This is a genomic window from Roseibium aestuarii, assembly GCF_008477545.1.
Taxonomy (GTDB): Bacteria; Pseudomonadota; Alphaproteobacteria; order Rhizobiales; family Stappiaceae; genus Roseibium; species Roseibium aestuarii.
This window is the reverse complement of record NZ_VORA01000002.1, coordinates 665,709-691,598: the sequence shown is the minus strand read 5'-3', so window position 1 is coordinate 691,598 and position 25,890 is coordinate 665,709. Positions and strand designations below refer to the sequence as shown.

Genomic DNA, 25,890 nt, shown 5'->3' with positions numbered 1-25,890 from the left:
GCCTATGCCTTGTCGCGGGCCATGGAGCCGGGGCGCATGACGACGGCGTCCTGATGCCGGAACGCCAGGGTCATCGTGTCGGCCAGCGCGAGCATTTCCTCGCCGCGATTGTGCAGGTTGACGTGAATGCCCTGGCTGCCGGAGCGCAGATAGAGGTTGATCAGCGCGCCCTCGAGATCCCTGCGATCAAGCTGGGCCTGAAGCTGGTTGGACGCGGCCGGAGCACCGCCGCGATCGACGATGCCGATACGCTCGGGGCGCACCATGACGAGGGCTTCGTCGCCCACGTTCAGCCGGTGAAGGTTGATCCCGACCATGGGGCCGTGTGGCGTTTCCACCTGGGCCTCGCCATTTTCGGAACGGACCACCTTGCCCGAAAAGACGTTCTGCTCGCCCACGAAGGTCGCGGCAAAGGGCGTTTCCGGATTGTTGTAGAGCGCATCGGCGGTGGCGACCTGATCGATACGGCCCTCGTTCATCACGGCCACCCGGTCGGACATGGCAAGGGCTTCCCCTTGATCATGGGTGATGTAGATGAAGGTCACCTGGGTCTTGCGCTGGATTGCCTTCAGCTCGGCGCGCATGTGCTGGCGCAGCTTCAGGTCCAGGGCGGACAGCGGTTCGTCAAGAAGCAGCACCGCCGGCTCCACGGCAAGGGCGCGGGCCACGGCCACGCGCTGGCGCTGGCCGCCGGAAAGCTCACCCGGTTTCTTGTCTTCCTGACCGGAGAGCGCCACCAGGCCAAGCAGTTCCTCTGCCTTGCGGCGCCGTTCGGCCTTGGCCACGCCGCGGGCTTCCAGTCCGAAAGCCACGTTCTCACAGACGCTCATCAGCGGGAAGAGGGCAAGGCTCTGGAAGATCAGGGCGGTGGGGCGATGGTTGGGCCCGATGCCGATCATCGGTTCGCCGCCGATCGCAATGGCACCCGACGACGGGTTGAGGAAGCCGGAGATCATCCGCAGGATCGTCGTCTTGCCGCAGCCGGAGGGGCCGAGAATGGAGAAGAATTCGCCCGCCCGGATCGTCAGGTCTGTCGGCTGAACGGCGGTGAAGCCGTTCGGGTAGATCATGGAAACGCCGGAAAGCTCGACATCCTTGCCAATCATGGGCAGCCCCTCGAAAAACGCGGAAGACCGGGGACAGAAAGCCGCCCCCGGTCATGATGGTTCCCGTCAGCGGATCAGCTGTTGGTGATCTTGTCGACATATTCCTGGCGCAGCGGCGCGAACCAGGGCGTGTCGGCCTGCCACCACCAGAGGTTTGCGAGGTTGTCGGCGTTGTAGGTCTCGGCAAACTGCTTCTTGTAGTCGTCGCCTGCGAAGTCGGAAGCGCCGGCAACGGCGGAGTTGTAGCCGGTGTTGGCCGAGAGCAGGCCGCCGAATTCCGGGGTCATCAGGGCGTTGATGAAGGCATAGCCCTGTTCCAGGTTTTCAGCGCCGGAGGGAATGCCGACGGAGTCCATCCAGGTGATGCCGCCTTCCTTGGGCATGCGGTACTTCCACTTGGCGTCGCCACGGTTCAGCAGCAGGCCAGTGGTGTCCCAGGTCTGGCCGATGGCGGCACCGGCCTGGGTGAAGGCGTTCTCGGCTTCGGTGGCGTTGTTCCAGAAGGCCGCGATCTTGTCCTTGTTGCCGATGATGAACTTGGCGCAGGCATCCCACACGCGGCGGGCGTCTTCTTCGCTCTTGTAGACGTCCAGCATGCGGTTGGACTTCATCTCGCCGGTGGCGTCCAGATAGAGGCCGACACCCATGATGACGGACTTCTGGCGGAAGGCCGACTTGCCCACGGCGTCAGCGGCAAACAGCGAGCCATAGGACACGTCGCTGTCGGAGAGTGCGAAGACCGAGCTGTCGAAGGTAATGGCTTCGGTGCCCCAGTTGAACGGCAGCAGCATGCGCTTGCCGCGGTAGGTGCCGCCGAGCTTGACGCTGTCGTTGACCATCGAGGCGATCAGGTTGGACATGTTCGGCAGCTTGGCTTCATCGAGCGGCTGCAGCAGGTTGTCCGGATAGTAGTTCGGGCCGTTGGTCACGGAGGGGAAGATCACGTCGAAGCCCTTGCCGCCGGCAGCCTTGAGCTTCTGCTCGGCTTCGTCGTTCGAGCCGTAGGTCGACAGGTTGATCTTGATGCCCGTGTCCTTCTCGAACTTGTCGATCTGGTTCTGCTGGATGTAGTCGCCCCAGGCGAAGACGTTGACCTGTCCGGAGGACGCAAGGGCATCGGATGCCTTCAGAACCACGGGAGCAGAAAGAATGGCGCCGGTGGCGGCGGTACCCTGCAATAGTGTGCGACGCGAAATCATAACGGTCTCCTGAAACAATAAGGGGCGAGATCAGCTGGAATCGAAGCTTTTGGCTCTGCCGGGCCTGTTATTATTTACGCTGTGCAAAGCTTTCATGACACTCCAGGAGAGGCTATCAGTAGTAATGCTGACGCGCGCCCATCCTGGCGGCCCTCATCAGGGGAAGGTTGGACGCGAAATGGCGGGCCGGCGACCTAGAAGCGATAGCCGAACCTGGCATTGAAGCTGTTGTCCGTCGCGGCTTGACCGAATTCGCCCCGGTAGGCGGCGGAGAGATCCAGTTGCTCCGTGACGCTGAGGGTGACGCCCGCTTCGACCAGCGCCGTATCCCGGTCGATCGGCGTTCCCGCCACCGTGAAGGACTGGCTTCCGCCAACAAAGGCCGAGGTGACCGAAGGGGTGAGGTCGCCGAAGCTGTGCCGCCATGCCAGCGCTCCCGTGAAGGTCACGATCGCACCGTTGTCGAGTGCCCCGACCTGACGCCTTGCCCGCATGCCGAGCATGCTCACGCCCAGGGTCTGCGACGAGCCGTCGACGCGAAGCGCCGCTGCGCCGCCCTTCTCCGTGAAGCCGTCGGTGGTCACATGGGTCACGGCAAGACCGGCAAAGGGCCGGAGACGCGCGACTGGTGTTTCGAAACCGTAGCCGACTTCGCCGAAGGCCTGGAACGACAGGGACGTGTAGTCTGCCGTCAGGGTGTCCGTGAAGCCGGGGAACGCCACCGACCGGGAGGAAGACACCTCGTTCCAGCTGAAGGTCGTTCCGGCCTGTGCTTCCAGCGGGCCGTAGGCGCGGCCGGCGTAGGCGCCGATCGTGTAGCTGTCGATCGTGGCGTCGGAGCTGCGGCCCTTCACCCGGGCGTCGGTACGGCCGTAACCGGCAAGCAGGCCGGCATTGAAGCCATAGAAGCCGTCCCGTTCCAGCCCCGCGACAAGGCCGCCCGAATTGCGCGTCACGCCTGCTGCATTCGCATTGCCGAACGTGCGGCCGAAGGATCCGTAAGCCTCGCCCCAGAGCTCCCCGGATGTCAGGAACTCCGGCAGCCCATCACCGGGGCCATTTGTGGCGATCTGCGATGTGGGGCCTTGGCCCGAGGCGGCAAAGGCCCCGTTGATCCGGCCGCTGATGATGTTGCGGAACGTGGCGCTGTCCTGGAAGACGATGGCTTGGGCCGAGGCATGGGCTTCGCCGGACAGCTGGTCCAGGATGCCGGGGATTGCGCCTGCGTCGGTCTGGATGGCGAAGGCATCATAAAGGTCATTGCCGTTGGGCAGGGCATTCACGGCCCTGGCGACTGCCGCCTGGTTTGGCGTTTCGGCAAGATCGTCGAACGCCGCGTCATTGCGTTCCAGGGTGAGGAAGACCGAGGTCGGGTCGTAGGAAAGATCGAAGTTCAGGAACAGGAAGCTGTCCTGATTGGTCGAGCCGAATTCCCCGGTCACAGTGCCGGCGGAGAGGATCTCGATCGGCTGCCAGATCGCCACACCCGAGAGATCGTCGAAGGCGACCTTGACCTGGGATCCTGCGTCGATGGTCGCCGTGCCGGTGCTGGTGAGGAAGCCGTTGCCGCCGATTGTTGCCTGATAGAACGAACCCGCCGCGAAATCGATGTCCCCCACCGTGCCGGAGCCGGTCAGTGTGCCGCTGCTGCGCACGTCGACGGTCCCGCCGAAGTCGGTGTCCACCGACAGCGTGCCGCCGGTGACCTCTCCAGTGCCGGAGAAGGAGGAGAAATCGCCGGTCAGGCTGGTGAGGCCCGCCTCATGCAGGATTGCGCCGGTGCCCGAGACCGCGCTGTTGAAATCAAGGTCCGTGTCGGTGTGGTTGAACACCAGTGTGCCGGTGCCCGTGCCGAAAGTGATCGTCGTCGCATCGCCATTGCTGTCGGTGATATTGCCCGCCGCTGCTGCACTCGCTCCGGAGGCTGCGCCGATATTGAGCGAACCGGTCGATCCGGCATTCTGGGCGATGGTGAACCCGTCTCTTGCCCGTGCGGTGCCCCCATCAGACACTGTCAATGTGCCGGTGCCACTCTCGCCGACTTTAATACTGACGATGCCGAGTTCGTCGCCTGCAGTGAGCTTGGAGCCTGCGCCCGAAACTGTGACTGAGCCCTCGGAGCCCGCGACGGCGCCGATATGAATGTCTCTGACAGCGAAGGCCTCGCCGCCATTGGAAATCTCCAGCGTACCGGTGCCGACGCGACCGACGTAGAAACTAACGCCTGCCGAAAGCTTGGAGCCGCTGCCGGAGATCGTCACGGTCCCCTCAGAGCCAGCGAACCGACCGAGATAGACATCATTTTTGACATTGGCTTCACCCCCATTGGAGATGTCGAGCCTTCCGTTGCCATCTTCGCCGACGACGATAGCGCTGTTCACTGAAACGAGCCTGGACCCCGTGCCGGAGACAGTAACCGTGCCTGTGCTGCCCGCCTCATAGCCGAGAAAGATGCGGCCACCAGCCTGGGCTGTGCCCCCATTGAACAGCGTCAATGTGCCGGTGCCAGCCTCGCCGACGATGATCTTCTTGAAGCCGGTATCGTCGCCCGCGGTGAGCTTGGAGCCTGCGCCCGAAACTGTCACCGTGGCGTTTGCGCCTGCGAGCCGACCGAGGCGGACGTCGCCGCCGGACGCCGTGCCGCCGGCCAGGATATCCAGTGTCGCCGAGCCCGCGTCCGCAACGCGCAGCTCGCCGCTGCTTCCGACTGTGAGTGACGAACCGGCGCCGGAAATGGTCGCCGATGCGCTTCCGGCGCCGATCACCGCCAGATCGGTGAGGGCGATGTCGCCGCCGTCGAGAATGTTGAGCGTCGCCTCGCCCTGGCCCAGGAGGAGCGCGTCCGAGGTCACCTGTGCGCCGGACCCGGACACGGTCAGCACCCCGCTTGAGCCGGCGTCATACGCCAGATAGAGGTAACTGCCGACGTTCAGTGTGGAGCCGGAGCCGGAAATCGTCACCGTGCCGGAGCTGCCCGTGGATGTGCCCACATAGACGCGGCCTCCGCCCTCGACGACCCCGCCGTTCGAGATCGAGAGGGTGCCGGTCCCGTTGAGGCCAACGGTGAAGTCGTTGCCGGATGTCAGCTTCGATCCGCTGCCGGTCACGCTCACGGTGCCCGTGGACCCGCCGTTGCCGCCAAGAAGGACCTCGTCCGCGAAAGTGGCGGTCGCGCCGTTGGAGACCGTCAGCGCCCCGGATCCGGCCGCTCCCATGAAAACGTCGCCTCCGGCGGTCAGGGTCGTTTCACTGCCGGACAGGGTGATCGTTCCGCTGCCCTGGGAATAGAGGCCGATGAAGAGGTCGCCTGTGGCTGCCACCGATCCGCCATTCGCGACCGACAGGGCGCCTTCACCGTTGAAGCCAACGGTGAAACTGATGCCGGATGTAAGCTCTGATCCGTTTCCGGTCACGTTGACGGTGCCATTGGCATCGGCGTTGCCGCCGAGAAGGACCTTGTCTGCAATGGTGGCGGTCGCGCCCTCCGAGACAGTCAGTGTTCCCGTACCTGACAGTCCGACGAAAGCGTCGTCTCCTGTCGTTAGGGTCGAGCCGGAGCCGGAGAGGGTCACGGTCCCGGTGCCATCAAGGTATTGGCCGATGATGAGATCGCCGCCGGCAGTCGCGGATCCGCCGTCTGCGACCGACAGGGCGCCGGTCTCGCGCACGCCCACCACGATGTCGTCGTTGGCGGTAAGTTGCGAGCCGCTTCCGGAAATCGTGAGCGTGCCATTCGAGCCGGTGTCCTTGCCGACATAAACGTCGGTGGATGTCGTGGTTCCGGCAATCTGGAGGGTTCCGCCTTCGACAGTGATGGTTCCGGTGCCGATGTCATTGGTGCCCGACAGGATGGTCGTTCCGGAAAAGACATCGATATCGCCGCTGCCGCTGATCGCGGCATCGAACAGCAGAGCAGCGTCGGTGTGGTTGAACACCAGCGTTCCGGTGCCCAAACCGAAGGCGATGCTTGCCGGAAGCCCGCCCGCATCCTGAACGTTGCCAGCCGCCACGGCGGTTTCCCCTACGGCCGCGCCGATGTTGAGAGTACCGGTGGAGCCGGTGAACCCTGCGATTGTCAGCTCCGTGGTCGCCTCGACCACGCCGCCGACGCTCACGGTCAAGGTGCCGGTGCCCTGCCGGCCGACAGCGATGTTCAGGCCGGAAAGCTTCGAACCGCTTCCCGTCACGGTGCCGGTTCCCTGCGAGCCGGTCCCGAACCCGAAGAAGACGACATCCGAGCCATCGAGTTCGCCGCCATTCGAGATGGTCAGGGTGCCCGTCCCGATGTTGCCGATATAGGTGGCAAAACTGTTCACGACTTTTGAGCCGGCGCCCGAAATCGTCACCGTGCCGCTGCCCCCGCTCGCCGTCCCGACCGAGAAGGTACTTCCCGTGTCGACGGAGCCGCCGTTCGTAACGATGAGCGAGCCTGTGCCAGCCCTTCCGACGTCCACGCGGGTATCCGACTCAAAGTTGGCTCCCGAGCCGGAGACCGTCGCAGTGCCTTCAGAACCGCTGTCTTTTCCGATGAAAACGGAATTCGCTTCGCCACCGCCTGAAATCACGAGCGTGCCCTTGGATCCGTTCTGATTGCCGACGGTCAGGTCACTGTTGACCGTCAGGTCACCGGCGAGGCCGATGTCCAGTTCGGAGTTGGGCAAGGTGTCGCCGACAACCACATTGTCGAAGGTTTGCGGCGAGTTGACCGTTTCCTGGACCCCGTCGACGATCTTGTCCGCCGCCCGGGCCTGTTGCGGGACGATGGCAACCAGCGCCGTCGTGGTCATCAGCGCCGCGCAGAAGAGCTTGAGGGTGTCGCTTCTTTCCTGACCCGCATTTCGGCCTGCAGCCCGTCGTCCCGCGTTCACTGCTTCGGATGAAAATTTCTTTTTCATGATCAGCCCTGGATCCCCAAACACTCGTCTGAAATTTTCCGCGGCACTCGCGCAGCACGGTTCGCGCTCTGCTGGCAGCGGCTAGAATTACGTCCGTCTGTAACTTGGGAAAAATCTCAGGACGACCGACTTCGCGTGGGTTTGCACGCAGCGACAAGAGAATTGCCGATGCGGTCAAGGGCGCCGGGTTTTTCAGGCCTGCAAGCCTGCTAAAAGAAAGCAGGAAACAGACAGCAAGCCGGGCGGCCATGAACGACTCAAGCGACAAGATTCAGCGGAAAAATCAGGAACCTGTCCTTGCCGGCGACGGGATGGGCGTTCCGGATGACAACCCGTTCCACGTCACCTATTCCGGCAATCTCGGAGCCTGGATGACGCACTTCAACGTGTCGCTGGCCTTCACCACCTACACAGCCGGAAAGGTGGTCCTGATCGGCCCGGGGCTTGCCGGAAACATTGCGGTGAGTGAACGCAATTTCGGCCATGCCATGGCTCTGCGCGCGACAGAGACCGGCTTGTATCTCTCCACGAAGCATCAGGTCTGGCGGTTTGAAAACGGATTGGAGGCAGGCTGCCAGCTCGACGGCTGGGATCGGGTCTACATGCCACGCCGCTGCGACGTGACGGGTGCGGTCGACGTCCACGACATCCACATCGACAAGAACGGCCGCCTGCTGGTCGCCGTCACCCTCTACAACTGCCTGGCCGAACTGGACGGCCGGGGCAGCTTTTCACCGGTCTGGCGGCCCGCCTTCATCAGCGAGATCGCGAATGAGGACCGCTGTCATTTCAACGGCTTTTGCCTGGAGGAGGGCGAGGCGGCCTATGCCACGGTGATCGGTGCCAGCAATGTCGAGGCCGGTTGGCGCGACATGCGTGCGGATGGAGGTCTGGTGATCGATATCCGCAGCGATCAGGTGGTGGCTGAAGGCCTTGCCATGCCGCACACCCCGCGCATGCACCGGGGCGAGCTCTACATTCTGGAGGCGGGGTCCGGCTGGTTCGGCCGCATCGACCGGCAGGCCGGGACGTTCGAACGACTGGCTTGGTTCCCGGGGTTCCTGCGGGGCCTGTCCTTCCACGGCGACCATGCAGTCATTGGCCTGTCCAAGCCACGCAACAAGATTTTCTCCGGCCTGCCGCTGGACGAGGAACTGCGCCGTCGCGGGCGCGACCCCGAATGTGCCGTCTATGTGGTGCGCCTCAGCGACGGGGAAGTCTGTCACGCCCTGTCGATTACGGGCTCCGTAGAGGAACTCTACGATACGGTGGTCCTGCCCGGGACCCGGCAGCCGATGCTGATCGGGCTGGAGGGCAGTGAAATCGGGAAATATGTCGCGATCGGTCCGGACCGGTCCGCCTCCATCCGGTCCCATGCCGCGGAATGAGCCAGTTGCAGCGGGCGGAAGGCGATGACGTCTCCTGAAGCGCTTGCACATTCTCGAAGAGTGGCGAAGTTTTTCAGGCTTTGTTTGAAAAATGCGCAGCGTCACCTGCGCAATATTGTTTCAGCTCAAAGCTCTGTCGTGTAATGTTTCTGGCATTGTGCAGCAGGAAATTTCTCAAGACGTCCGTAAGGCGCGGTTTTTTGAGCGGTGCGGTCCGGTTGTCCGGCGGCCCGCAAGTCAGGCAGGTATCGTTTAGTCTTGCGAGATGATCTGGATTTCCGCCAATCGCTATTCCCGGGATCCGCGAGCGGCGACCTGGACCTTTTTGTGCCTGGAGTTCGCCTGAGCACCCGCGGCCTTCCGGCGAAGGATCAGCTGGCCTACATCACTCAGGAAATGCAGCCTTTTGTAAGAAAGTTAAGTCCACTTGCCGGGCGGTCGCCACAGGAAGGATTTTACTCGGATATCAGCGGGTATTATTTTGATGGCCTCCCAATTCTGGACGTAAAATCGGACGGTTATACGTTTTTACCGCCCGAAAAGAAGGATCCCTCGCTCACGGATTCCTATCCTTGGATCTTGATGGTCCGTCTCAAAGGTGAGGCCGAATACGTCGTCGACGGCAAACGCTTTCGATACGCCCCAGGGGAGGTGAACATCAGAACCCCGGACAACCAACTGGCAGGGACCGTGACCGACAGCGACCAGATCATGTTCTATCTGGATCCCGATCAGGTCAGTGGCCTGGAAGACACGTTGAACTGGTTGAGTTCCGCTGATGGCGCCGCATCCATTCATCCCCTGTTGGGTCAATATCTGACGGCTCTGGGCGGCGTGTTGCCGGGGATCCCCAAGGAGGAGGCGGCAACGGTCGCCTCCACGACGCTTGCCATGATCCGTGCCTGTCTGTCGCGCCTGCCCGATGACATCGTCGCGGCCAGCCATCCGATGCGCGCAACCCGCCTGGAACTGGCCCGGCAACACGTGGACGCGCATCTGAAGTCACCGGACCTGTCTCCCGACACCATTCGATCCGTTCTGGCTCTGTCGAAACGCCGGATGAACGATCTCTTCGAGGAGTGCGGAGGCGTGCAGAACTACATTCGCGGGCGTCGGCTGCTGGCGTGCTTCAAGGCGATCCTGGCCAACAGCGGAGAAAGTCCGGTCATGTCGATTGCCGAAGACTTCGGATTTTGCAACGGCGCCCACTTCAGCCGGGTGTTCAAGGCGCATTTCGGCTGGTCTCCGAGCGATGCCAGAGACATGGCGAGGCACACGCTCGCAACCTCGACCTATGAACGCTGGTTGCGGGACGAGGCGAGGCTTCAGGCCGCATCCCCGCAAGGGGAGCGCCCGTGACGACGACGATGAGGGCCGGGGCGTTGGCTTCTGCGGACAGCAAGGGGGCAGGCCGCAACGCTTCTGCGGCGAATGTCCTGGATCAACCGATCCGGATCGACCGGTTCACGACCGCGCGTCAGGAGCCGGAGGGCCAGTTCGCCCGGTGGCGTGATCTTGTATCGCCGATCCTCGATGTCTCCCAGGTCGAGACGCCGAGACCCGGCTTCCGCGCGGCCGGTCGCGCCTATGATCTGGGGGCACTGCATCTGGTCTCCGCCCGCATGGACCCCATGGCGTTCCGCCACGGCGAGGACCACGTGGCGACCTCCGGCATCGATCACTGGTGCCTGACCCTGGTCAAGGGCGGGGTGCTGACAAGCCAGGGCATGGAAAGCGTTGTCGAAGCGCGAGCCGGGTCACTGGATCTGAAGTCGCTGGCCTACCCGTTTGCCGGGCGTGCGAACGAGACGGACGTCCTTAGCCTTTACCTGCAGCGCGACGATTTCAGCGAAATCGCCGAGGCCATCGATGCTGCCTGCTTCCGTCGGCTGACCGGTTCGATGGCGAATATCCTCAAGGATTTCCTTGTCGGTGTGGAAACGCGCCTGGCCGTGATGACTGTGTCCGATATCTCTCTGCTGGTCGAAACCCTCACCTTGCTCCTGAGGGCGCTCGTCGCTCCGACCGCGGACGCTCTTGCTGCGGCCGAGCGTCCGGTGTCCGTCGGCCGGTTCAACCTCGCCCGCAAGTACATCCAGGACAATCTCGCGTCTTCGGATCTCGGGGCAGACAGCATCTGCAAGGCGCTGAACCTGTCGCGACGCCAGCTCTACTATCTGTTCGAACCGCACGGCGGTGTCGCCGGGTTCATCAAGCAGCGCCGGTTGACGGCTGCCTGCAGGGCGCTGGCCAATTCGAAGGATCACCGGCTGATCAGCACGATTGCCTACACCTACGGCTACACCAACCAGTCGCTGTTCTCGCGGCACTTCCAGGCAGAGTTCGGTTTCACGCCCCGAGAAGCCAGGCAAGCCAGGCTCTGCGGTCATCTTCCCCGGCGCTCACCGTCGCGCACCTTCTCGGATTGGCTCTTGCGCGCCGAGTGAGTTGGGCTTGGTCCGGCAACTCGGCCTTCCCTTGCAACTCAGCGTCTGAGAGAAACTGCGTCAGATCAGGACCGCATTCCGCTCACACAGCCAGTGGAACGCGCCATCGCGTTCCGTTTGAAATCGTGAGGAAAATTGCCGTTGCCTGGTCTTATGGCCGACAGCACGCACCGCATCGCGCCGTATCGAAGCGTCCGCATCTGAAGCTTGGAACGCAGCTCAGGGTGTTGAACGAGCCGGCTCGGTCTCGAGTATCGAGATCACGCCATCAGAATTTTATTGGGAGGAATTGGTAGCGGAGGAGGGACTCGAACCCCCGACACGCGGATTATGATTCCGCTGCTCTAACCGACTGAGCTACTCCGCCATCCGGGCCGGCAGCGCTTGGTGCCAGCGAATGTGGGGTGCTTATAGTGATCGGATCGGCGCCCTGTCAAGCGGGGGAAGCGGCTGCGGTTCGAGAATTTTGAAAAAGCCACGCAGTGCCTTGGACAGCCTGTGGAAAGTGCTGTGAACACAAGGGCGTGGCGTCAGGAACTCAGCGGCATATGGGCTGGCTCGCGGCGCCCGTGGTTCAGCGGTCTCAACGGTGCGGCCGGTTCCTCGCGCCCCTCAACCTTCCTTCACGAAGCGCAGCAGGGTGAAAAGGCGCGCAGGGGGCAGGGCGCGGCTGTCCATGAGGGTGAGGCCTGCGATATCCATCACCTGTTCTCGCGGGAAGAGCGGGTCCCAGCCGATCGTGTCGGAGGCGCGCGCGAGAAGCCGTTCGAGGGTGGCGCGGATCCCGCGTTCGGCAGAAAAATGGTTCACCAGAATGACCTGGCCGCCGGGGCGGGTGACGCGGGCGAGCTCCGCCATGACCTTGCGCGGGTCGGGGACGACGGGCAGCAGGTACATTGCCACGGTCACGTCGAAATGACTGTTGGGAAAGTCGAGGTTGCCGGCGTCCATTTCCAGGATGGCGTCCACATGCGGCATGTGGGTGGCACGCTTGCGCGCCTTGTCCAGCATCTCCCGCGATAGGTCGATGCCGGTCACGCTCAGGTGAGGGCGATAGCGCGACAGGGACATCCCGGTGCCCACACCTGCCTCAAGCACCTTCCCTGCGAGCGGGTTGATGGTGTCGACGGCGGCGCGGCGGCCCCAGTAGAGGGGCGCGCGGAAGACCAGATCATAGACCGGCGCCCAGCGGGCATAGGCCGATCGGACGGCCCTTTCATCAAGCACGGAGGTGCGCAGGCGCGGCGTGAAGCGGGCGAGGTGCCGGTCCGCCGACCGCGACAGGGCCTTGAGCTTGAGTGCCAGTCGTCCCTGTCGTGCCATCCCGCTTTCCCCGTGCTCTGTGACAGGCCCCTGATGGGCGCCTGCCGCGCCGGACCGGGACGGTCAGGCCGACAGGCGGGGTGCCTGATCCTTGTCAGCATCCTTGTCAACGGCCCAGGCGCCATCCCGTTCCGCCCGGTCGATCCAGCCGCCGCCCAGAACCCGGGCGTCGGTGCCGTCGCTGTCATAGAACACGCATGCCTGTCCCGGCGCTACCCCTCTTTCGCCTGAGGTGAGTTCCACGCTGATCACGCCATCGTGGTTCGAGAGACGGGCCGGTGCGGGCGGACGGGTGGAGCGGACCTTGGCGAAGATCTCGAGCGTGTCGCCCTCATCCAGGGGCTGGTCCCCTAGCCAGTTGAGTTCGCGCAGGACGACCTTGCGGGTGGCAAGGGCCTCGCGCGGGCCGACGATTACCCGCTTCGTGTCCGGATCCAGCCGCACCACGTAGAGCGGTTCGCCGGTGGCAACCCCGAGCCCGCGGCGCTGGCCGATGGTGAAGTGGATGATGCCTTCATGACGTCCGAGGACGGAGCCGTCCATATGAACGATCTCGCCTGGCTCGGCCGCATTGGGGCGCAGCTTCTTGATTACCTCGGCATAGTCGCCATTGGGCACGAAGCAGATGTCCTGGCTGTCCGGCTTGTTGGCGACGGACAGGCCGTAGTGGGTCGCGAGTTCGCGCACCTGCGGCTTGGACATGGCGCCGAGGGGAAAGCGGATGAAATCCAGCTGTTCCTGCGTGGTCGCGAAGAGGAAGTAGCTCTGGTCCCGGTCTTGGTCGACCGGGCGGAAGAGGCTGCGCTTGTTGCCGGTGGTCTCGGAACGCACATAGTGGCCGGTGGCCAGCACGTCGGCGCCCAGGTCCTTCGCGGTCTGCAGCAGGTCCTTGAATTTCACGGTCTGATTGCAGGAAACGCAGGGGATCGGCGTTTCTCCCGCCATGTAGCTGTCGGCGAAACGGTCCATCACCTGTTCCTTGAACCGGCTTTCGTAGTCGAGGACGTAATGGGGAATGCCGATCTTTTCGGCCGCCCGGCGGGCATCGTGAATGTCCACGCCGGCGCAGCAGGACTTTGCCTTGGAAACCATGGCGCCATGATCGTAGAGCTGCAGGGTCACGCCGATCACTTCATAGCCCTGGTCGGCGAGAAGAGCGGCCACGACGGAGCTGTCGACGCCGCCGGACATGGCCACGACGACGCGGGTGTCTTCAGGGCGGCCGGGAAGGCCGAGGCTGTTGAGCATGCCAATCACCTAGGGTGTTGTTCTGCGGACATTGACAAGCGCTCCGGCCGTGACATGTCGGTCCGACCGCTCTGTCAGGGGAGCCTGTGCCGGTCTCGGAAGATCTTGCGGTACGCCCGTTCCGGAGATGGGGTGCGTCAAGAAGGTCCGGGGCATGGCCTTGCGTTCGCGTCGCAGGGTCGTTTCAGATTTGGCCGCACTATACAGAGGAAGCCGGTTTTCGCCAATCGTTTGCGTTGGCGCCGCCCGGCAGGGCTTGCCGGGTGGGAAAAGGATTCCGGGTGCGGGCGGAATCGGATTCCTCCAGGCGGTCGCGGACATCGGGATAATTTATGCTTTTCAATGACTTGGCTTCTGGCCCCGCACTTGCTTCCTGAGCGGTAGACAAGACTGCCGTCCGGTGACGGCGCAAGCCGGGAAAGAGTGAAGCGTGCAGCTGCCAGGTTTTTTGACAGGAGTGTCCGGTCCCGCGCTTTCGGCAGGTTCTGCCGGAAGTGACGCCGCCCTGCCGATCGGCGTGCCCGGAGCCTTTCAGTCCCTTCTGGGTGGCGAGGCCGGCGCGGGTGTTCCGGCGGCAACCGCAGAGGGCGGCTTTGGCGGATCGGGCCTGCCGCGTCCGGGTGTTTCCGGTGCCGCGGAGATGGTGGTGCCGCCTGCGGAGCTTTCCGAGGTTCCGGCGCTCGACGAGGAGGAGCTGGTCGAAGAGCTGGTCGCCAGTCTGATGGCGCCGGCTGTTCCGGTCGTGCAGACGCCGGTGCCGACCGGCGAGATTGCCGATCCTCTCACATCTGCTCCTGCCGTGTCCGGCCAGAGCGCGGCGAGTGATGCCGGGCTTCCGGAAATTGCGGGAGAGGGCTCTGTCGACGCAGGGGCTCCGCTGCCGTCCGGTGCTGCGGGTCTGCCGCAGGCTCCGGCCTCCGGTCAGGCTGCGGGTCTCCGCAGTGTGGCCGGGACTGATCCTGCGGGCGATGCCTTGCCTGTTGCGTCTGTCGCTGCCGTTTCCGGGACGTCTGCGGGCGACGCTCCGGACCAGGAGCCTTTTGCGACCACTGCCGATGCGGCTGCGGCATCCGATGACACGGCTCCTGATCAGACGACCGGGTCTGGGGCGGCCTCCCGTGAGGCGATTGTGGCAGGAGACACCCTTGCGGATCGTGCTCCGCCTTCGACCGAGTTCGATCCGGGTGTGAAGGAAACGGCCTTGGCTGCCGATCCGTCGCGCGGGCGCCGCTGGCGTGACGGTCTGCCGCTGGAGGCGCGGGCAGGTGCTGCGCGTGATGGGGCGGACGGTGTGGTGCAGGTGCCCGTTGATCCGGCGGCTGCCGCGTCGAGCAGAAATGGCGCTGCACCGACGGACATCTCTCAGGTGCAGGCGGCGAAGCCGGGTGAGGCTCCCACGGCTGTGCCCGCAGAGGCTTCGGGACGGGGTGTCACGCGCGGGGCTGATCCGGCTGCGACGTCTGCTCCGGTGTCTCCTGCGGCGGCGGCTGTCACCCCTGGTGCCACGGGCGCGCAAGGTGCTTCGCCGCTTGACCAGCTTGCCGCCCAGGCGGATGCGGCAGGTCTGGTGTCCGTTTCCGCAAGGCGTGCGCCGGCTCCTGATGCCGAGCGTCCCGTTGCCACTGCGACGACTGGCGCATCCGCCCCGTCCGTGATGGGCGAGAGTGATCTCCTCACCGCAGACGCGGTGACGGGCGTCGAGGAGGGCGGTGAGGTTGCCTCCGCTGCGCCGCGTGCTGCGACGGCCGGAGGCGCTGCTTCGGCGACCACTGCGCAGGCGGTTGATGTGGTTTCCGGGGCCGAGACCGACCCTGTCGATCTGGCCGCAGGCCCTGATGTGGCGGTTGAGGATGATCCTCAGGGGCTGAAGCGTCTCGGTGGCGTTCAGGTGGTTCCGGGTCAGGTGAATGGCGGCGAACAGGCTGCGTCTGCTCCTGCTGGTCCCGCCAATGCGGTGACGGCGGCGGTGATGGAGGGGCAAGTCGGGGCGTCGGGCGGCGTTTTCACGTCCGTTGATGATGCGGTGGCCGGTGCTGCACTTGCCACGACGCTCGATGCCGAGGCCGGGTATGATGTGTCCCTGGATCCGTATGGCCTGACGGGCGGGTTGACGACCCAGTCCATGACCAATGGTGAAAGCCTGTCGACGGGTCGGGCCAGTGCCCTGCCGCAGCCCACCCAGGCGCAGTCGGGTCATGTGGCAACGCAGGTGGCCGGTGCCATGGCCAATTCTCTGGCCAAGGGCGAGACCAAGTTCCAGATGCGCTTCGATCCGCCGGAGCTTGGCCGCGTCGATGTGAGCCTCAAGGTCGCCAAGGACGGCACGGTGCATGCGCATCTGACCGTCGAGCGCCCGGAGACCCTCGACATGTTCCTGCGCGACCAGCGCGGACTGGAGCGGGCCTTCCAGGAGGCCGGGCTGAAGGCCGACATGGAGAACCTCCAGTTCTCCCTGCAGGACCAGGGCGGTCAGGCATTTGCCGGGAACGAGGGCGGTCAGGATCAGTCCGCCCCGAGCTGGAGCCAGGCTTCCGGGGCCGGAGGCGCGGAGGAGCCGGCGGCTGTGGCCGAGGTGGCGGCGCGCTATGGCGCACGCGGCAGCTCCGGGCTCGATATCCGGATCTGAGCAAGGGTTTCGGGCGTCGCGTCACGGGGGTGATGCGGCGGCTTCGGAAAATGGAATTCGATCAGGGGGTGCTACATCCGGCCGTTGGAGCCGGAGTGGCGGGCCTCAGGACAGGGCAGGGGAAGGCAGCAGGGGTCGCACGCGGCCCGACGACACAGTTTGCAGGGCAAGGAGCCTAGTGACATGAGTGAAGTAGCAGCAACCTCGTCGACTGGTGGCGCCAGCGCGTCGAAGTCGACGGCAGCCACCACCGGGCTTCTGGCCAATTACGATCTGTTTCTGGCGCTCCTGACAACCCAGGTGACGAACCAGGACCCGCTCGACCCGCTGGATTCGTCCGAATATACCAATCAGCTCGTTCAATATTCCGCCGTTGAACAGTCGATCCAGACGAATGCCCATCTGGAAGACCTGCTGGCGAGTTTCGAGAGCAGCCGCGCCTCCGCCTATGTGAGCTATCTCGGTCAGGAGGTCACGGCCTCCGGCGATACCACCATGCTGCGCGATGACAATGCTTCCTGGCAGTATTCGGTCAAGGAAGCGGCCGCCGGTCAGGTCGAGGTTCGAAATTCGCTTGGGGCTCTCGTCTACCGCGAGGAGATCAGCGTCGAGAAGGGCAAGGGAACCTGGTCCTGGAACGGCACGACCAGCGGTGGCGGCACTGCGACAGAGGGAGCCTATACGGTGTCCTTCGAGCTCTACGATGCCAAGGGAAACCGGGAAACCGTCACCAGCCAGATCACCGGTGTCGTCGACGAGGTGAACATGACGGAAAACTCAGCCACGCTGAAGATCGGCGATGTGGAGGTGCCCGTTACCTCCGTGCAGTCCGTCCGCTCCACAGGCTGAAGGGCCCTTTTGCCGTCCTTTGGCCTTCATCCTTGAAAAAAATCACGAATTTCGCCTTCCCTTTGCCTCGTGCTGCCCCTGTTTCAGGCGGCTCGGGCGTGCGGAAGGCGAAATTCTTTGCATTTTGCATCTGAATTTGCGGATGGTTAACAGATCTTGAGACTATTTATTAAAATTGATCGTCAAAGTTCTGTCGTCTCTTAAATTCCGTTCAGAAACAAACCTGTTTATAGTTAATGCAAGGTGACTGCCTGCTTAGGCAAATTTTAAGCAGGTGTCTGTACTCTCAAGCTCAACCTTGGTCATGGTTAGTGTGAGAGTACAATGACCGAACAAATTCGTTCGCGCGTTAAATATGTGATCGGGCCGGATGGAAGTCCTCTTACCATCGCCGATCTTCCGCCCACGTCCACCAAGAGGTGGGTCATCCGTCGCAAGGCGGAAGTGGTGGCAGCGGTTCGGGGCGGTCTTCTGTCGCTCGAGGAAGCTTGTCAGCGGTATACGCTGACGGTCGAGGAGTTTCTCTCCTGGCAGAGCTCGATCGAGAAACATGGGCTGGCCGGACTTCGTGCCACGCGCATCCAGCAGTACCGTAACTAGCGGTCTGCCAACGAGCTTTGAGGTTCCGGGTGCCTTGCGTGCCCGGTGAAGGGCGGCCCTGTGCCGCCCTTTTCTTTGTTTCCGCAGTCTCTGCGTTGAGACCTTATCCGGTGGCGGCCTGCCTCCACGCGTCGCTCTGCCGCGACGCAAATTGGCCTCCCGATATTTCCCAAGGTGTCGGGCGCCGGGCTCAAGGGCGAAATTGGTTGGGGTTAACCGGACCAGCCCGGGTGCGGCAGGGTCGGGATTCGCCTATTGTGTGCAAAGAGTTAACGCGCCGGGCAGCTTTTCCCCATCCGTCTTGCAATCTGCATTTGCCAAAATGGCGGAAAAGCTGGGGTGGCGCGAAACGGTTAACGGGTCGTTAACCACTTGTTAACCTTCTGGGCGGCAAATTTTGCCCAGTGAAATGGTTCGTCGTCGCAGGCTGTGGGGAGTTCGTCCAGCGATGACGTGGGGCAAATGAGCGGGCACTCGTGAACGGGCTTATCGAATTCATCAAGACGCTGGGGCCGACCCGGATCGCCGCAATGGGAGCTGTGGCGGCTATCCTCATCGGGGTCTTCGCCTTCATCATCCTGCGCGTTACCGCGCCGCAGATGACGCAGCTTTACAGCGAGCTGACGCTGGAGGATTCCGGCGCAATCGTGAACCAGCTGGAATCCCAGGGCGTTCAGTTCGAGTTGCGCAACAATGGCGCAACGATCATGGTGCCGGCCGATCAGGTCGCGCGCCTGCGGATGCGGCTTGCGGAAGAGGGGCTGCCGACGGGTGGCTCGATCGGCTACGAGATCTTTGATCGGTCCGATACGCTCGGCGCAACCACCTTCGTCCAGAACATCAACAAGCTGCGCGCCATGGAAGGCGAGCTGGCCCGCACCATCTCCTCCATTTCCCGCATCCGCTCTGCCCGGGTGCATCTGGTGATTCCGGAGCGCCAGCTCTTCCAGAAGGATCAGCGTCCGCCGTCTGCCTCCATCGTGCTGAGCGTGCGCGGGGCGCTGGGTGAGGGTGAAATTCGGTCGGTCCAGCATCTGGTGGCTGCCGCTGTCGATGGTCTCACCCCGGATCACGTGTCGATCGTTGACGAGACCGGCCGCCTGCTGGCCTCCGGCGCAAGTGCGGGCGAGGACGGGGTTCTGTCCACCGCGCTGCAGGAACGGGAAGTGGCGCTCGAATCCCGTCTGCGCAACCAGGTCGAAGAGATCCTGAACAGCGTGGTCGGCCCCGGTCGGGCCCGGGTGCGGGTCGCCACCGAGCTTGATCACAACAAGATCACTGAGACCACGGAGACCTATGATCCGGAAGGTCAGGTCGTCCGCTCGACCCAGAGCAAGGAAGAGGCGTCCTCGAGCGTTAACGCACGGGATGAGGTCACCGTCGGCAACCAGCTGCCGAACAACCAGCAGAACAACGGCGGCGCGGGTGACCGGGACGACAGCAGCCTGACCGAGGAAATCGTCAACTACGAGATTTCGCGCGCCACGCGCACCCAGATCGTCGAGGCCGGTGCCATCAAGCGGCTGTCGGTGGCGGTTCTGGTCGACGGCACCTATGCCCCCAACGACAACGGCGATGTGGTATATTCGCCCCGCTCCCAGGAGACCCTTGACCGGATTGCGCTTCTGGTGCGCTCCGCAGTGGGCTTCGACGAAGGGCGCGGTGACGTCGTCGAGGTGGTGAACCTGCAGTTCGCCATGCCGCCGGCGGCCGATCTTGGCGAAGGCGAAGGCGGTCTGTTCGAGTTCACCCGTCAGGACATCATGCGCTTCGCCGAGCTGGGCGTGCTGGCCATGATCTCCGTGCTGCTTCTCTTCTTCGTGGTCCGCCCGCTGCTGCGTCGAATCGTGACCCCGGAAGAGCACGTGACCCAGGAGCTGATCATTGGTCCTGACGGCACGCTGATCGCCGATAGCGATGCGGCGGCCGGCAAGGATGATGAGGAGGATGAGATCCGCATCGAGTGGCTGGAAGAAGCGAAGGCGGCCGGCGCCATGCAGGCCACTTCCATCGCCAAGGTTGGCGAGATGATCGGTGAATACCCGAGCGAAGCCGTGACCATCGTGCGCGGCTGGCTGGACGAGGCGGCATAAGAAATGGCGGCAGATCGTCTTCAACAGCAACTGACCGTTCAGAAGGACGGGGAAGACCGCGAGCTGCGTGGCCCGGAACGGGCTGCGGTTCTGCTGCTTGCGCTGGGCGAGCAGCACGGCAAGCCGATCTGGGAGCGTCTGGACGAGATCGAAGTGCGTCAGGTGTCTGCCGCCATGGCCAATCTCGGTCCGGTGACGCCCTCCATGCTGGAGGGGCTCTTCGTCGATTTTGTCCGCAGAATCACCTCGCGCGGGGCGCTGACCGGTAACGTGGACGCGACGGAGCGTCTTCTGGCGAACTTCCTGCCCGGTGACCGCGTGGCGATCATCATGGAGGAAATCCGCGGACCGGCCGGCCGCAACATGTGGGAGAAGCTCTCCAACGTGCAGGAGAACGTTCTCGCCAACTATCTGAAGAACGAATATCCGCAGACCGTGGCGGTCGTGCTGTCAAAGATCGACAGCAATCATGCGGCGAAGGTGCTGGGCATCCTGCCGGAAGATCTGGCGCTGGAAGTGGTCAGCCGCATGCTGCGCATGGATGCGGTCCAGAAGGAAGTGCTGGAGAAGGTCGAGCAGACCCTGCGTGTGGAGTTCATGTCGAACCTGACGAATACCTCGCGTCGGGACAGCCACGAGATGATGGCCGACATCTTCAACAACTTCGACCGACAGACGGAAGCCCGCTTCCTCGCCGCGCTGGAAGAGGAAAACCGCGAGGCGGCCGACCGCATCAAGACGCTGATGTTCACCTTCGACGATCTGCTGAAGCTGGATGCGGCCAGCGCCCAGACCCTGCTGCGCAACGTGGAGAAGGACCGTCTGGCCATCGCGCTCAAGGGCTCCACCGATGCGGCGCGGGAATATTTCTTCGGCAACATGTCGTCGCGCGCGGCCAAGCTGCTGCAGGACGATATGGATGCTCTCGGGCCCGTCCGCCTGCGCGATGTGGATGATGCCCAGACCGGCATGGTGAACACCGCCAAGGATCTGGCGGCCAAGGGTGAAATCATGATCTCCAAATCCAAGGGCGAAGACGAGATCATCTACTGATGCGGCGTGACGTTCGAGCGAGTTCCATGGGGCACATGACGAGTCCATCGAAATTCCTTTTTGATACGGATTTCACCGCCCCCGAGGTTCCGGTGGTGGAGGCACCCGTCGAGCCGGAAGTGCCGATGATGCCCGTTGCCGATCACGAGGCGGCGCTGGCGACCGCCCGCAAGATCGCCTTCGAGGAGGGCCGCGCGGCGGCGGCCAAGGAGCTTGCGACCTCGCAGGACCAGCGCCTGACCAATGCGGTTTATGATCTGGTGGCCATGAGCGGGCAGGTGGTGGCCGCGGCGGAGGCCGAACAGGCGTCCCAGGAGCAGGATGCCATCGGGCTGGCCTTCATGATTGCCCGGCGTCTGTGCGCGCATCTTCTGGCGCGCCAGCCCCTGGCGGAGACCGTGGCGCTCTTTTCCGAGTGCCTCGGCCCCTTGCGCAAGTCTCCCCATCTGGTGGTGCGCATCGCGCCGCAGGATGTGGAGGCCCTGAAGGCGAAGGTCGATCCGATCGTCGCGGAGAAGGGGTTTGAGGGGAAGCTGGTGATCCTGGGGGCTGCGGAGGTCGCGCGCGGGGATTGCCGGATCGAATGGGGCGAAGGCGGGATCATCCGCGATCGCAAGGCGCTTGAAAAACAGATTGATGCCAGCATCAAGGCCTACCTTCAGGCGCGGGGTCAGGGCCGGACGCAGGCTGCAGCGGAAACCGCTCCCGCAGGAGCGGACCAAGAGGACAAGGCGTGATGAGCAACGACAAGGAAAACGGCGGCATTCCGCTCGACGAGCTTGAGGCCCCCGGGCGCGTCGTCGAAGGGGACGAACCCCATGCCCCGCAGTCGGCCGCGGATCTGGAAGCCGTCTTCGACGTGCCTGTCCGCATCTCTGCGGTTCTCGGTCACTCCAAGATGCATGTCTCGGAGCTTCTGAAGCTCGCATCGGGCACGGTGCTGGAGCTGGACCGGAAGGTGGGGGAAGCCATCGACATTTATGTGAATGACCGGCTGGTTGCCCGTGGCGAAGTGGTTCTCGTCGAGGACAAGCTGGGCGTGACCATGACCGAAATCATCAAGACGGATCGCTAGGAGAGTAGGGACGGGTCATGAGACTCCTGATTGTTGGCACGCTCGGCGGCCAGTTGACCACCGCCTCCAAGATCGCGATGCAGCGCGGCGCCCAGGTGACCCACGCGGATGACATCGAAGGCGCCATGCGGGTGCTGCGCTCCGGGCGCGGTGCCGATCTGGTGATGGTCGATGTGTCGCTGAACATCGGCGGCTTCCTGGATCAGCTTCACAGCGAGCGGGTGCATGTGCCCATCGTCGCCTGTGGCGTGGAAGCCGATGCCCAGGCGGCCGTGGCGGCCATCCGTGCAGGTGCCAAGGAATATATCCCTCTTCCGCCCGATCCTGAGCTGATCGCCGCCGTCCTGTCCGCCGTGGCGCAGGAACGCGGCGACCTGATTTACCGGGACGAGGCGATGGCCTCCGTCGTCAAGCTGGCCGAACAGGTGGCGCCGTCTGATGCCAGCGTGCTGATCACGGGTGAGTCCGGCACGGGTAAGGAAGTGATCGCACGCCATGTGCATCGCTGCTCCAACCGGGCCAACAAGCCCTTCATCTCCATCAATTGCGCGGCCATTCCGGAGCATCTGCTGGAATCCGAGCTGTTCGGTCACGAGAAGGGCGCCTTCACCGGTGCTGTGGCGCGGCGTATCGGCAAGTTCGAGGAAGCGGATGGCGGCACGCTGCTGCTGGACGAGATCTCGGAAATGGATGTGCGCCTGCAGGCCAAGCTGCTGCGCGCGATCCAGGAGCGGGTGATCGACCGGGTGGGCGGATCGCGCCCTGTTCCGGTCAACATCCGCATTCTGGCGACCTCCAACCGGGATCTGGCTGAGAGCGTGCGCATGGGGCAGTTCCGCGAGGATCTGCTGTTCCGTCTGAATGTGGTGAACCTGAAGCTGCCGCCCCTGCGCGAGCGTCCCGCCGACATCCTCGAGCTGGCAGCCTTCTTCATCGAGCATTATTCCGAAGCCAATGGCATGCCCCAGCGCAACCTGTCGGTGGAGGCACGCCAGGCCCTGACCACGAACCCCTGGCCGGGCAACGTGCGCGAGCTGGAAAACACCATGCACCGCGCCGTGCTTCTGGCCCAGGGGCCGGAGATCGGCGTGGAAGCCATTCGCATGCCGGACGGCTCGCCGATTGCCGCCCGGGGCCCTGCCGAGCGGGCTGCGGCCACGGCGGAAGCGGTGACCCGGTCCTTCGTCGGGCGGACGGTGGCCGATGTGGAGCGGGATCTCATCCTCGATACGCTCGATCATTGCCTCGGCAACCGCACCCATGCTGCAAAGATCTTGGGAATTTCGATCCGCACGCTGCGGAACAAGCTGAATCAATATACGGATGAAGGGGTGCCGGTGCCGGGCCCGGGCGAGGTTCGCCCGGCCTGAGGCCGGTTCGGGCGCCGGGACAGGCGCCGGAGGTGCAGCAGAGCAGGTGGGGCGTCCCTGTCGGGATCCACGGGCTCTGCGGGAAAGACAAGGTCTTAGAGGGCGTTCATGGCGGATACGACGAGTGTCGGATCATCCCCAGCGGGTCAGGTCCCTGCTCCCACCGGAGCGGGCCCTGCCGGCATGCCTGCCGGCAACTCTGTCTCGGTCCAGTCCCTCTTTGATGCTCTGAAGCGCGGCGACACCGGTCTTGCGGTGGGCGTGATGGTCATTCTGACCCTCATGATCCTGCCCATGCCGGCCATGCTGCTCGACGCCTTCCTGGCGGTTTCGATCATCTTCTCGGTCCTCATCCTCATGACGGGCCTCTTCATTCAGAAGCCTCTGGAATTCTCGTCCTTCCCCACGGTGCTGCTGATCACCACGATGCTGCGGCTCGGCCTCAACATCTCCTCGACGCGCCTCATCCTGTCGCGCGGGCACGAGGGGACAGCGGCGGCCGGCAACGTCATCCAGTCCTTCGGCAACCTGGTGATGGGGGGCAACTTCGTCATCGGGATCATCGTCTTCGCGATCCTGGTGATCGTGAACTTCGTCGTGATCACCAAGGGTTCGGGACGTATCGCCGAAGTGGCTGCCCGCTTCACCCTGGACGCCATGCCCGGCAAGCAGATGGCCATCGACGCCGATCTGTCCGCCGGGCTCATCGACGAGGCAACGGCCCGTCAGCGCCGCCGGGATCTGGAAGGCGAGAGCGCCTTCTTCGGGGCGATGGACGGCGCGTCGAAGTTCGTGCGCGGCGATGCGATCGCCGGCCTGCTGATCACCTTCATCAACATCATCGCCGGGATTATCATCGGCGTGGCGCAGATGGAGCTGAGCTTCTCGGAAGCCGCCAACAACTACACGCTCCTGACCATCGGTGACGGCCTGGTCTCCCAGATCCCGGCGCTGATCGTCTCCACCGCAGCCGGTATCCTGGTGTCCAAGGCCGGGGTGCAGGGGGCAGCCGACAAGGCACTGGCCACCCAGTTCACCGGCTATCCCAAGGCGCTGGGCATGTCCTCGGCGGTCATGGTGATCCTGTCCTTCCTGCCCGGCATTCCCATGGTGCCGTTCCTCGGTCTGGCCGGGGTCGCGGGCTGGCTGGCCTACCGGGCGGACGATCGCAAGAAGACGGCGGCACGCGAGGAAATCATCGAGAAGGCGAAGGAGACCGCGCCCAAGCCGCCGGCCGAGCCGCCGATCACCGATGCGCTGAAGATGGACGAGCTGCGCATCGAGCTGGGCTATGCCCTGCTGCCGCTGATCAATGGCAAGGATCCGAGCGGCGCCGATCAGCTTACCGAGCAGATCAAGGCCCTGCGCCGCCAGATCGCGGGCGACATGGGCGTCATCATGCCGCCGGTGCGCATTCTCGACAACATCCAGCTCGGAGCGAACGATTACGTCATCAAGGTCAAGGAAGTGGAGGCCGGGAAGGGCATTCTCTACCCGAACCATTTCATGGTCATGGATCCGGCGGGCGGGCAGGTGAAGCTGCCGGGTACCCACACCACGGAGCCGACCTTCGGTCTGCCGGCCACCTGGGTGGAGGCCCAGTACCGGGAGGATGCGTCCCTGCGCGGCTACACGGTGGTGGATCCGGCGACGGTGCTGTCGACCCATCTGACCGAGACCATCAAGAACAACGTGGCCGAACTGCTGACCTATGGCGACGTGCAGAAGCTCCTGAAGGAGCTGAAGGGCGATCAGGCCAAGCTGGTGGACGACCTGATCCCGTCGCAGATCTCGGTCTCCGGCATCCAGCGCGTGTTGCAGACCCTGCTCTCCGAGCGCGTGTCCGTGCGCGATCTGGGCACCATTCTGGAAGGCGTGTCGGAGGCGACGGGCTTCACCCGCAACACGAACACCATTGCCGAGCACGTGCGCTCGCGGCTCGGCCGCCAGATCTGCGCCGCAAATCTCGCGCCGGGCGGCTATCTGCCGCTCATCGCCATGTCGCCCCAGTGGGAGACCGCCTTCCTCGAATCCATCGTCGGCGATGGGGACGACAAGCAGCTGGCCATGCAGCCGAGCAAGCTGCAGGAGTTCGTCAACAAGGTGCGCGATGCCTTCGAGGCGGCAGCCCAGAAGGGTGAGGTTCCGGTTCTCCTGACATCGCCCCAGACCCGGCCCTTCGTTCGCTCCATCGTGGAGCGCTTCCGGGCGCATACGACCGTTATGAGCCAGTCGGAAGTGCATCCTCGGGTCAAGCTGAAGACGATCGGATCGATCTGATCCGGCGGGGCTTCAGAAGAGCGCGGTCAGACGAGAAGATTGAGGCGGGAGAGGGCTGCGGCATTCGAGGTGCCAAGGGTGCCCGACCCCTGGAGCGAGTTGAGCACCTGCTGCTTCACGACCGTCACATTGGTCGCAAAGACGCCCTGAACCATGTTGTTGCGCAGGGTCTTGCCTTCCTCGATGGACTGGCGGCGGCGCGCGGACCAGTTTTCGTTGAATTGCTTCAACGTCATCCGTTCATCGCGATTTCTGTAGTTGCCGCTGACTGCCATGGTCTGACCTTGCGGCAGTCATGGTTAACGGGCCGTTAAGGCCGGTCATCTCGTCGCGGCGGC

18 protein-coding genes and 1 tRNA gene are annotated in these 25,890 nt (G+C 63.8%); 12 read left to right on the top strand and 7 right to left on the bottom strand.

From position 1 onward, the window contains the following. Positions 1 to 2: 2 nt before the first annotated feature. The 3 genes from FR728_RS11670 to FR728_RS11660 form a co-directional block, all read right to left on the bottom strand. Positions 3 to 1,106, bottom strand: coding sequence for an ABC transporter ATP-binding protein (locus tag FR728_RS11670; RefSeq protein ID WP_149892824.1), 1,104 nt, complete (start codon positions 1,104 to 1,106; stop codon positions 3 to 5). 74 nt (positions 1,107 to 1,180) lie between these two features. Further along, a complete protein-coding gene (locus tag FR728_RS11665) occupies positions 1,181 to 2,305 on the bottom strand; it encodes an extracellular solute-binding protein (RefSeq protein ID WP_149892823.1) in 1,125 nt (374 codons plus the stop codon). Positions 2,306 to 2,499: 194 nt separating this feature from the next. Further along, the gene (locus FR728_RS11660; RefSeq protein WP_149892822.1) at positions 2,500 to 7,200 is read right to left on the bottom strand and encodes an autotransporter domain-containing protein; all 4,701 of its coding nucleotides are present in this window, start codon (positions 7,198 to 7,200) and stop codon (positions 2,500 to 2,502) included. Positions 7,201 to 7,304: 104 nt separating this feature from the next. Here FR728_RS11660 and FR728_RS11655 point away from each other — a divergent pair, with 104 nt between their 5' ends. The 3 genes from FR728_RS11655 (at position 7,305) to FR728_RS11645 (ending at position 11,035) form a co-directional block, all read left to right on the top strand. Further along, positions 7,305 to 8,588: a TIGR03032 family protein gene (locus tag FR728_RS11655; RefSeq protein ID WP_188318883.1), complete on the top strand. Its 1,284-nt coding sequence runs from the start codon at positions 7,305 to 7,307 to the stop codon at positions 8,586 to 8,588. 258 nt (positions 8,589 to 8,846) lie between these two features. Beyond that, complete coding sequence (locus tag FR728_RS11650) at positions 8,847 to 9,947, top strand: helix-turn-helix domain-containing protein (protein WP_149892820.1); 1,101 nt, start codon at positions 8,847 to 8,849, stop codon at positions 9,945 to 9,947. After that, positions 9,944 to 11,035 (top strand): helix-turn-helix domain-containing protein, encoded by a 1,092-nt coding sequence (locus FR728_RS11645; RefSeq protein WP_149892819.1) that lies wholly within the window; start codon positions 9,944 to 9,946, stop codon positions 11,033 to 11,035. The genes FR728_RS11650 and FR728_RS11645 overlap by 4 nt, the downstream gene beginning before the upstream one ends. A 290-nt stretch (positions 11,036 to 11,325) precedes the next feature. Here FR728_RS11645 and FR728_RS11640 read toward each other — a convergent pair. From FR728_RS11640 to mnmA, 3 genes are all read right to left on the bottom strand, one after another. Beyond that, positions 11,326 to 11,402 (bottom strand) — tRNA-Met (locus FR728_RS11640). A 245-nt stretch (positions 11,403 to 11,647) separates the two neighbouring features. After that, on the bottom strand, positions 11,648 to 12,358 hold the full coding sequence (locus FR728_RS11635) for a class I SAM-dependent methyltransferase (RefSeq protein WP_149892818.1): 711 nt from the start codon (positions 12,356 to 12,358) through the stop codon (positions 11,648 to 11,650). 63 nt (positions 12,359 to 12,421) lie between these two features. Continuing rightward, positions 12,422 to 13,606 carry a tRNA 2-thiouridine(34) synthase MnmA gene (gene mnmA / locus FR728_RS11630; protein WP_149892817.1) on the bottom strand — a complete coding sequence of 395 codons (1,185 nt, stop codon included), beginning with the start codon at positions 13,604 to 13,606 and terminating at the stop codon, positions 12,422 to 12,424. Between the two features lie 457 nt (positions 13,607 to 14,063). On the opposite strand from mnmA, the gene FR728_RS11625 reads away from it, so the two are divergent. The 9 genes from FR728_RS11625 to flhA all read left to right on the top strand — a co-directional run bounded on the left by FR728_RS11625 (position 14,064) and on the right by flhA (position 25,552). Beyond that, positions 14,064 to 16,232 (top strand): flagellar hook-length control protein FliK, encoded by a 2,169-nt coding sequence (locus tag FR728_RS11625; RefSeq protein WP_149892816.1) that lies wholly within the window; start codon positions 14,064 to 14,066, stop codon positions 16,230 to 16,232. Positions 16,233 to 16,415: 183 nt separating this feature from the next. Continuing rightward, positions 16,416 to 17,081, top strand: a complete 666-nt coding sequence (locus FR728_RS11620) for a flagellar hook assembly protein FlgD (RefSeq protein ID WP_149892815.1) — start codon at positions 16,416 to 16,418, stop codon at positions 17,079 to 17,081. Between the two features lie 324 nt (positions 17,082 to 17,405). Next, a complete protein-coding gene (sciP, locus tag FR728_RS11615; RefSeq protein WP_008194991.1) occupies positions 17,406 to 17,681 on the top strand; it encodes a CtrA inhibitor SciP in 276 nt (91 codons plus the stop codon). Positions 17,682 to 18,157: 476 nt separating this feature from the next. Further along, a complete protein-coding gene (fliF, locus tag FR728_RS11610; protein ID WP_149892814.1) occupies positions 18,158 to 19,774 on the top strand; it encodes a flagellar basal-body MS-ring/collar protein FliF in 1,617 nt (538 codons plus the stop codon). 3 nt (positions 19,775 to 19,777) lie between these two features. Then, positions 19,778 to 20,827 (top strand): flagellar motor switch protein FliG, encoded by a 1,050-nt coding sequence (gene fliG, locus FR728_RS11605; protein WP_149892813.1) that lies wholly within the window; start codon positions 19,778 to 19,780, stop codon positions 20,825 to 20,827. 35 nt (positions 20,828 to 20,862) lie between these two features. Next, entirely contained in the window at positions 20,863 to 21,564 is a 702-nt protein-coding gene (locus FR728_RS11600; RefSeq protein WP_208998783.1) for a FliH/SctL family protein, read from the top strand. Beyond that, entirely contained in the window at positions 21,564 to 21,902 is a 339-nt protein-coding gene (gene fliN / locus FR728_RS11595; RefSeq protein WP_149892811.1) for a flagellar motor switch protein FliN, read from the top strand. Before FR728_RS11600 ends, fliN begins: the two co-directional genes overlap by 1 nt. Positions 21,903 to 21,919: 17 nt before the next feature. Next, positions 21,920 to 23,272 carry a sigma-54-dependent transcriptional regulator FlbD gene (flbD, locus tag FR728_RS11590; RefSeq protein WP_149892810.1) on the top strand — a complete coding sequence of 451 codons (1,353 nt, stop codon included), beginning with the start codon at positions 21,920 to 21,922 and terminating at the stop codon, positions 23,270 to 23,272. Positions 23,273 to 23,380: 108 nt separating this feature from the next. Further along, positions 23,381 to 25,552 carry a flagellar biosynthesis protein FlhA gene (flhA, locus tag FR728_RS11585; protein ID WP_149892809.1) on the top strand — a complete coding sequence of 724 codons (2,172 nt, stop codon included), beginning with the start codon at positions 23,381 to 23,383 and terminating at the stop codon, positions 25,550 to 25,552. A gap of 26 nt (positions 25,553 to 25,578) precedes the next feature. On the opposite strand, the gene FR728_RS11580 is transcribed toward flhA, so the two are convergent. Beyond that, on the bottom strand, positions 25,579 to 25,788 hold the full coding sequence (locus tag FR728_RS11580; protein WP_149892808.1) for a hypothetical protein: 210 nt from the start codon (positions 25,786 to 25,788) through the stop codon (positions 25,579 to 25,581). Positions 25,789 to 25,890 lie beyond the last annotated feature (102 nt).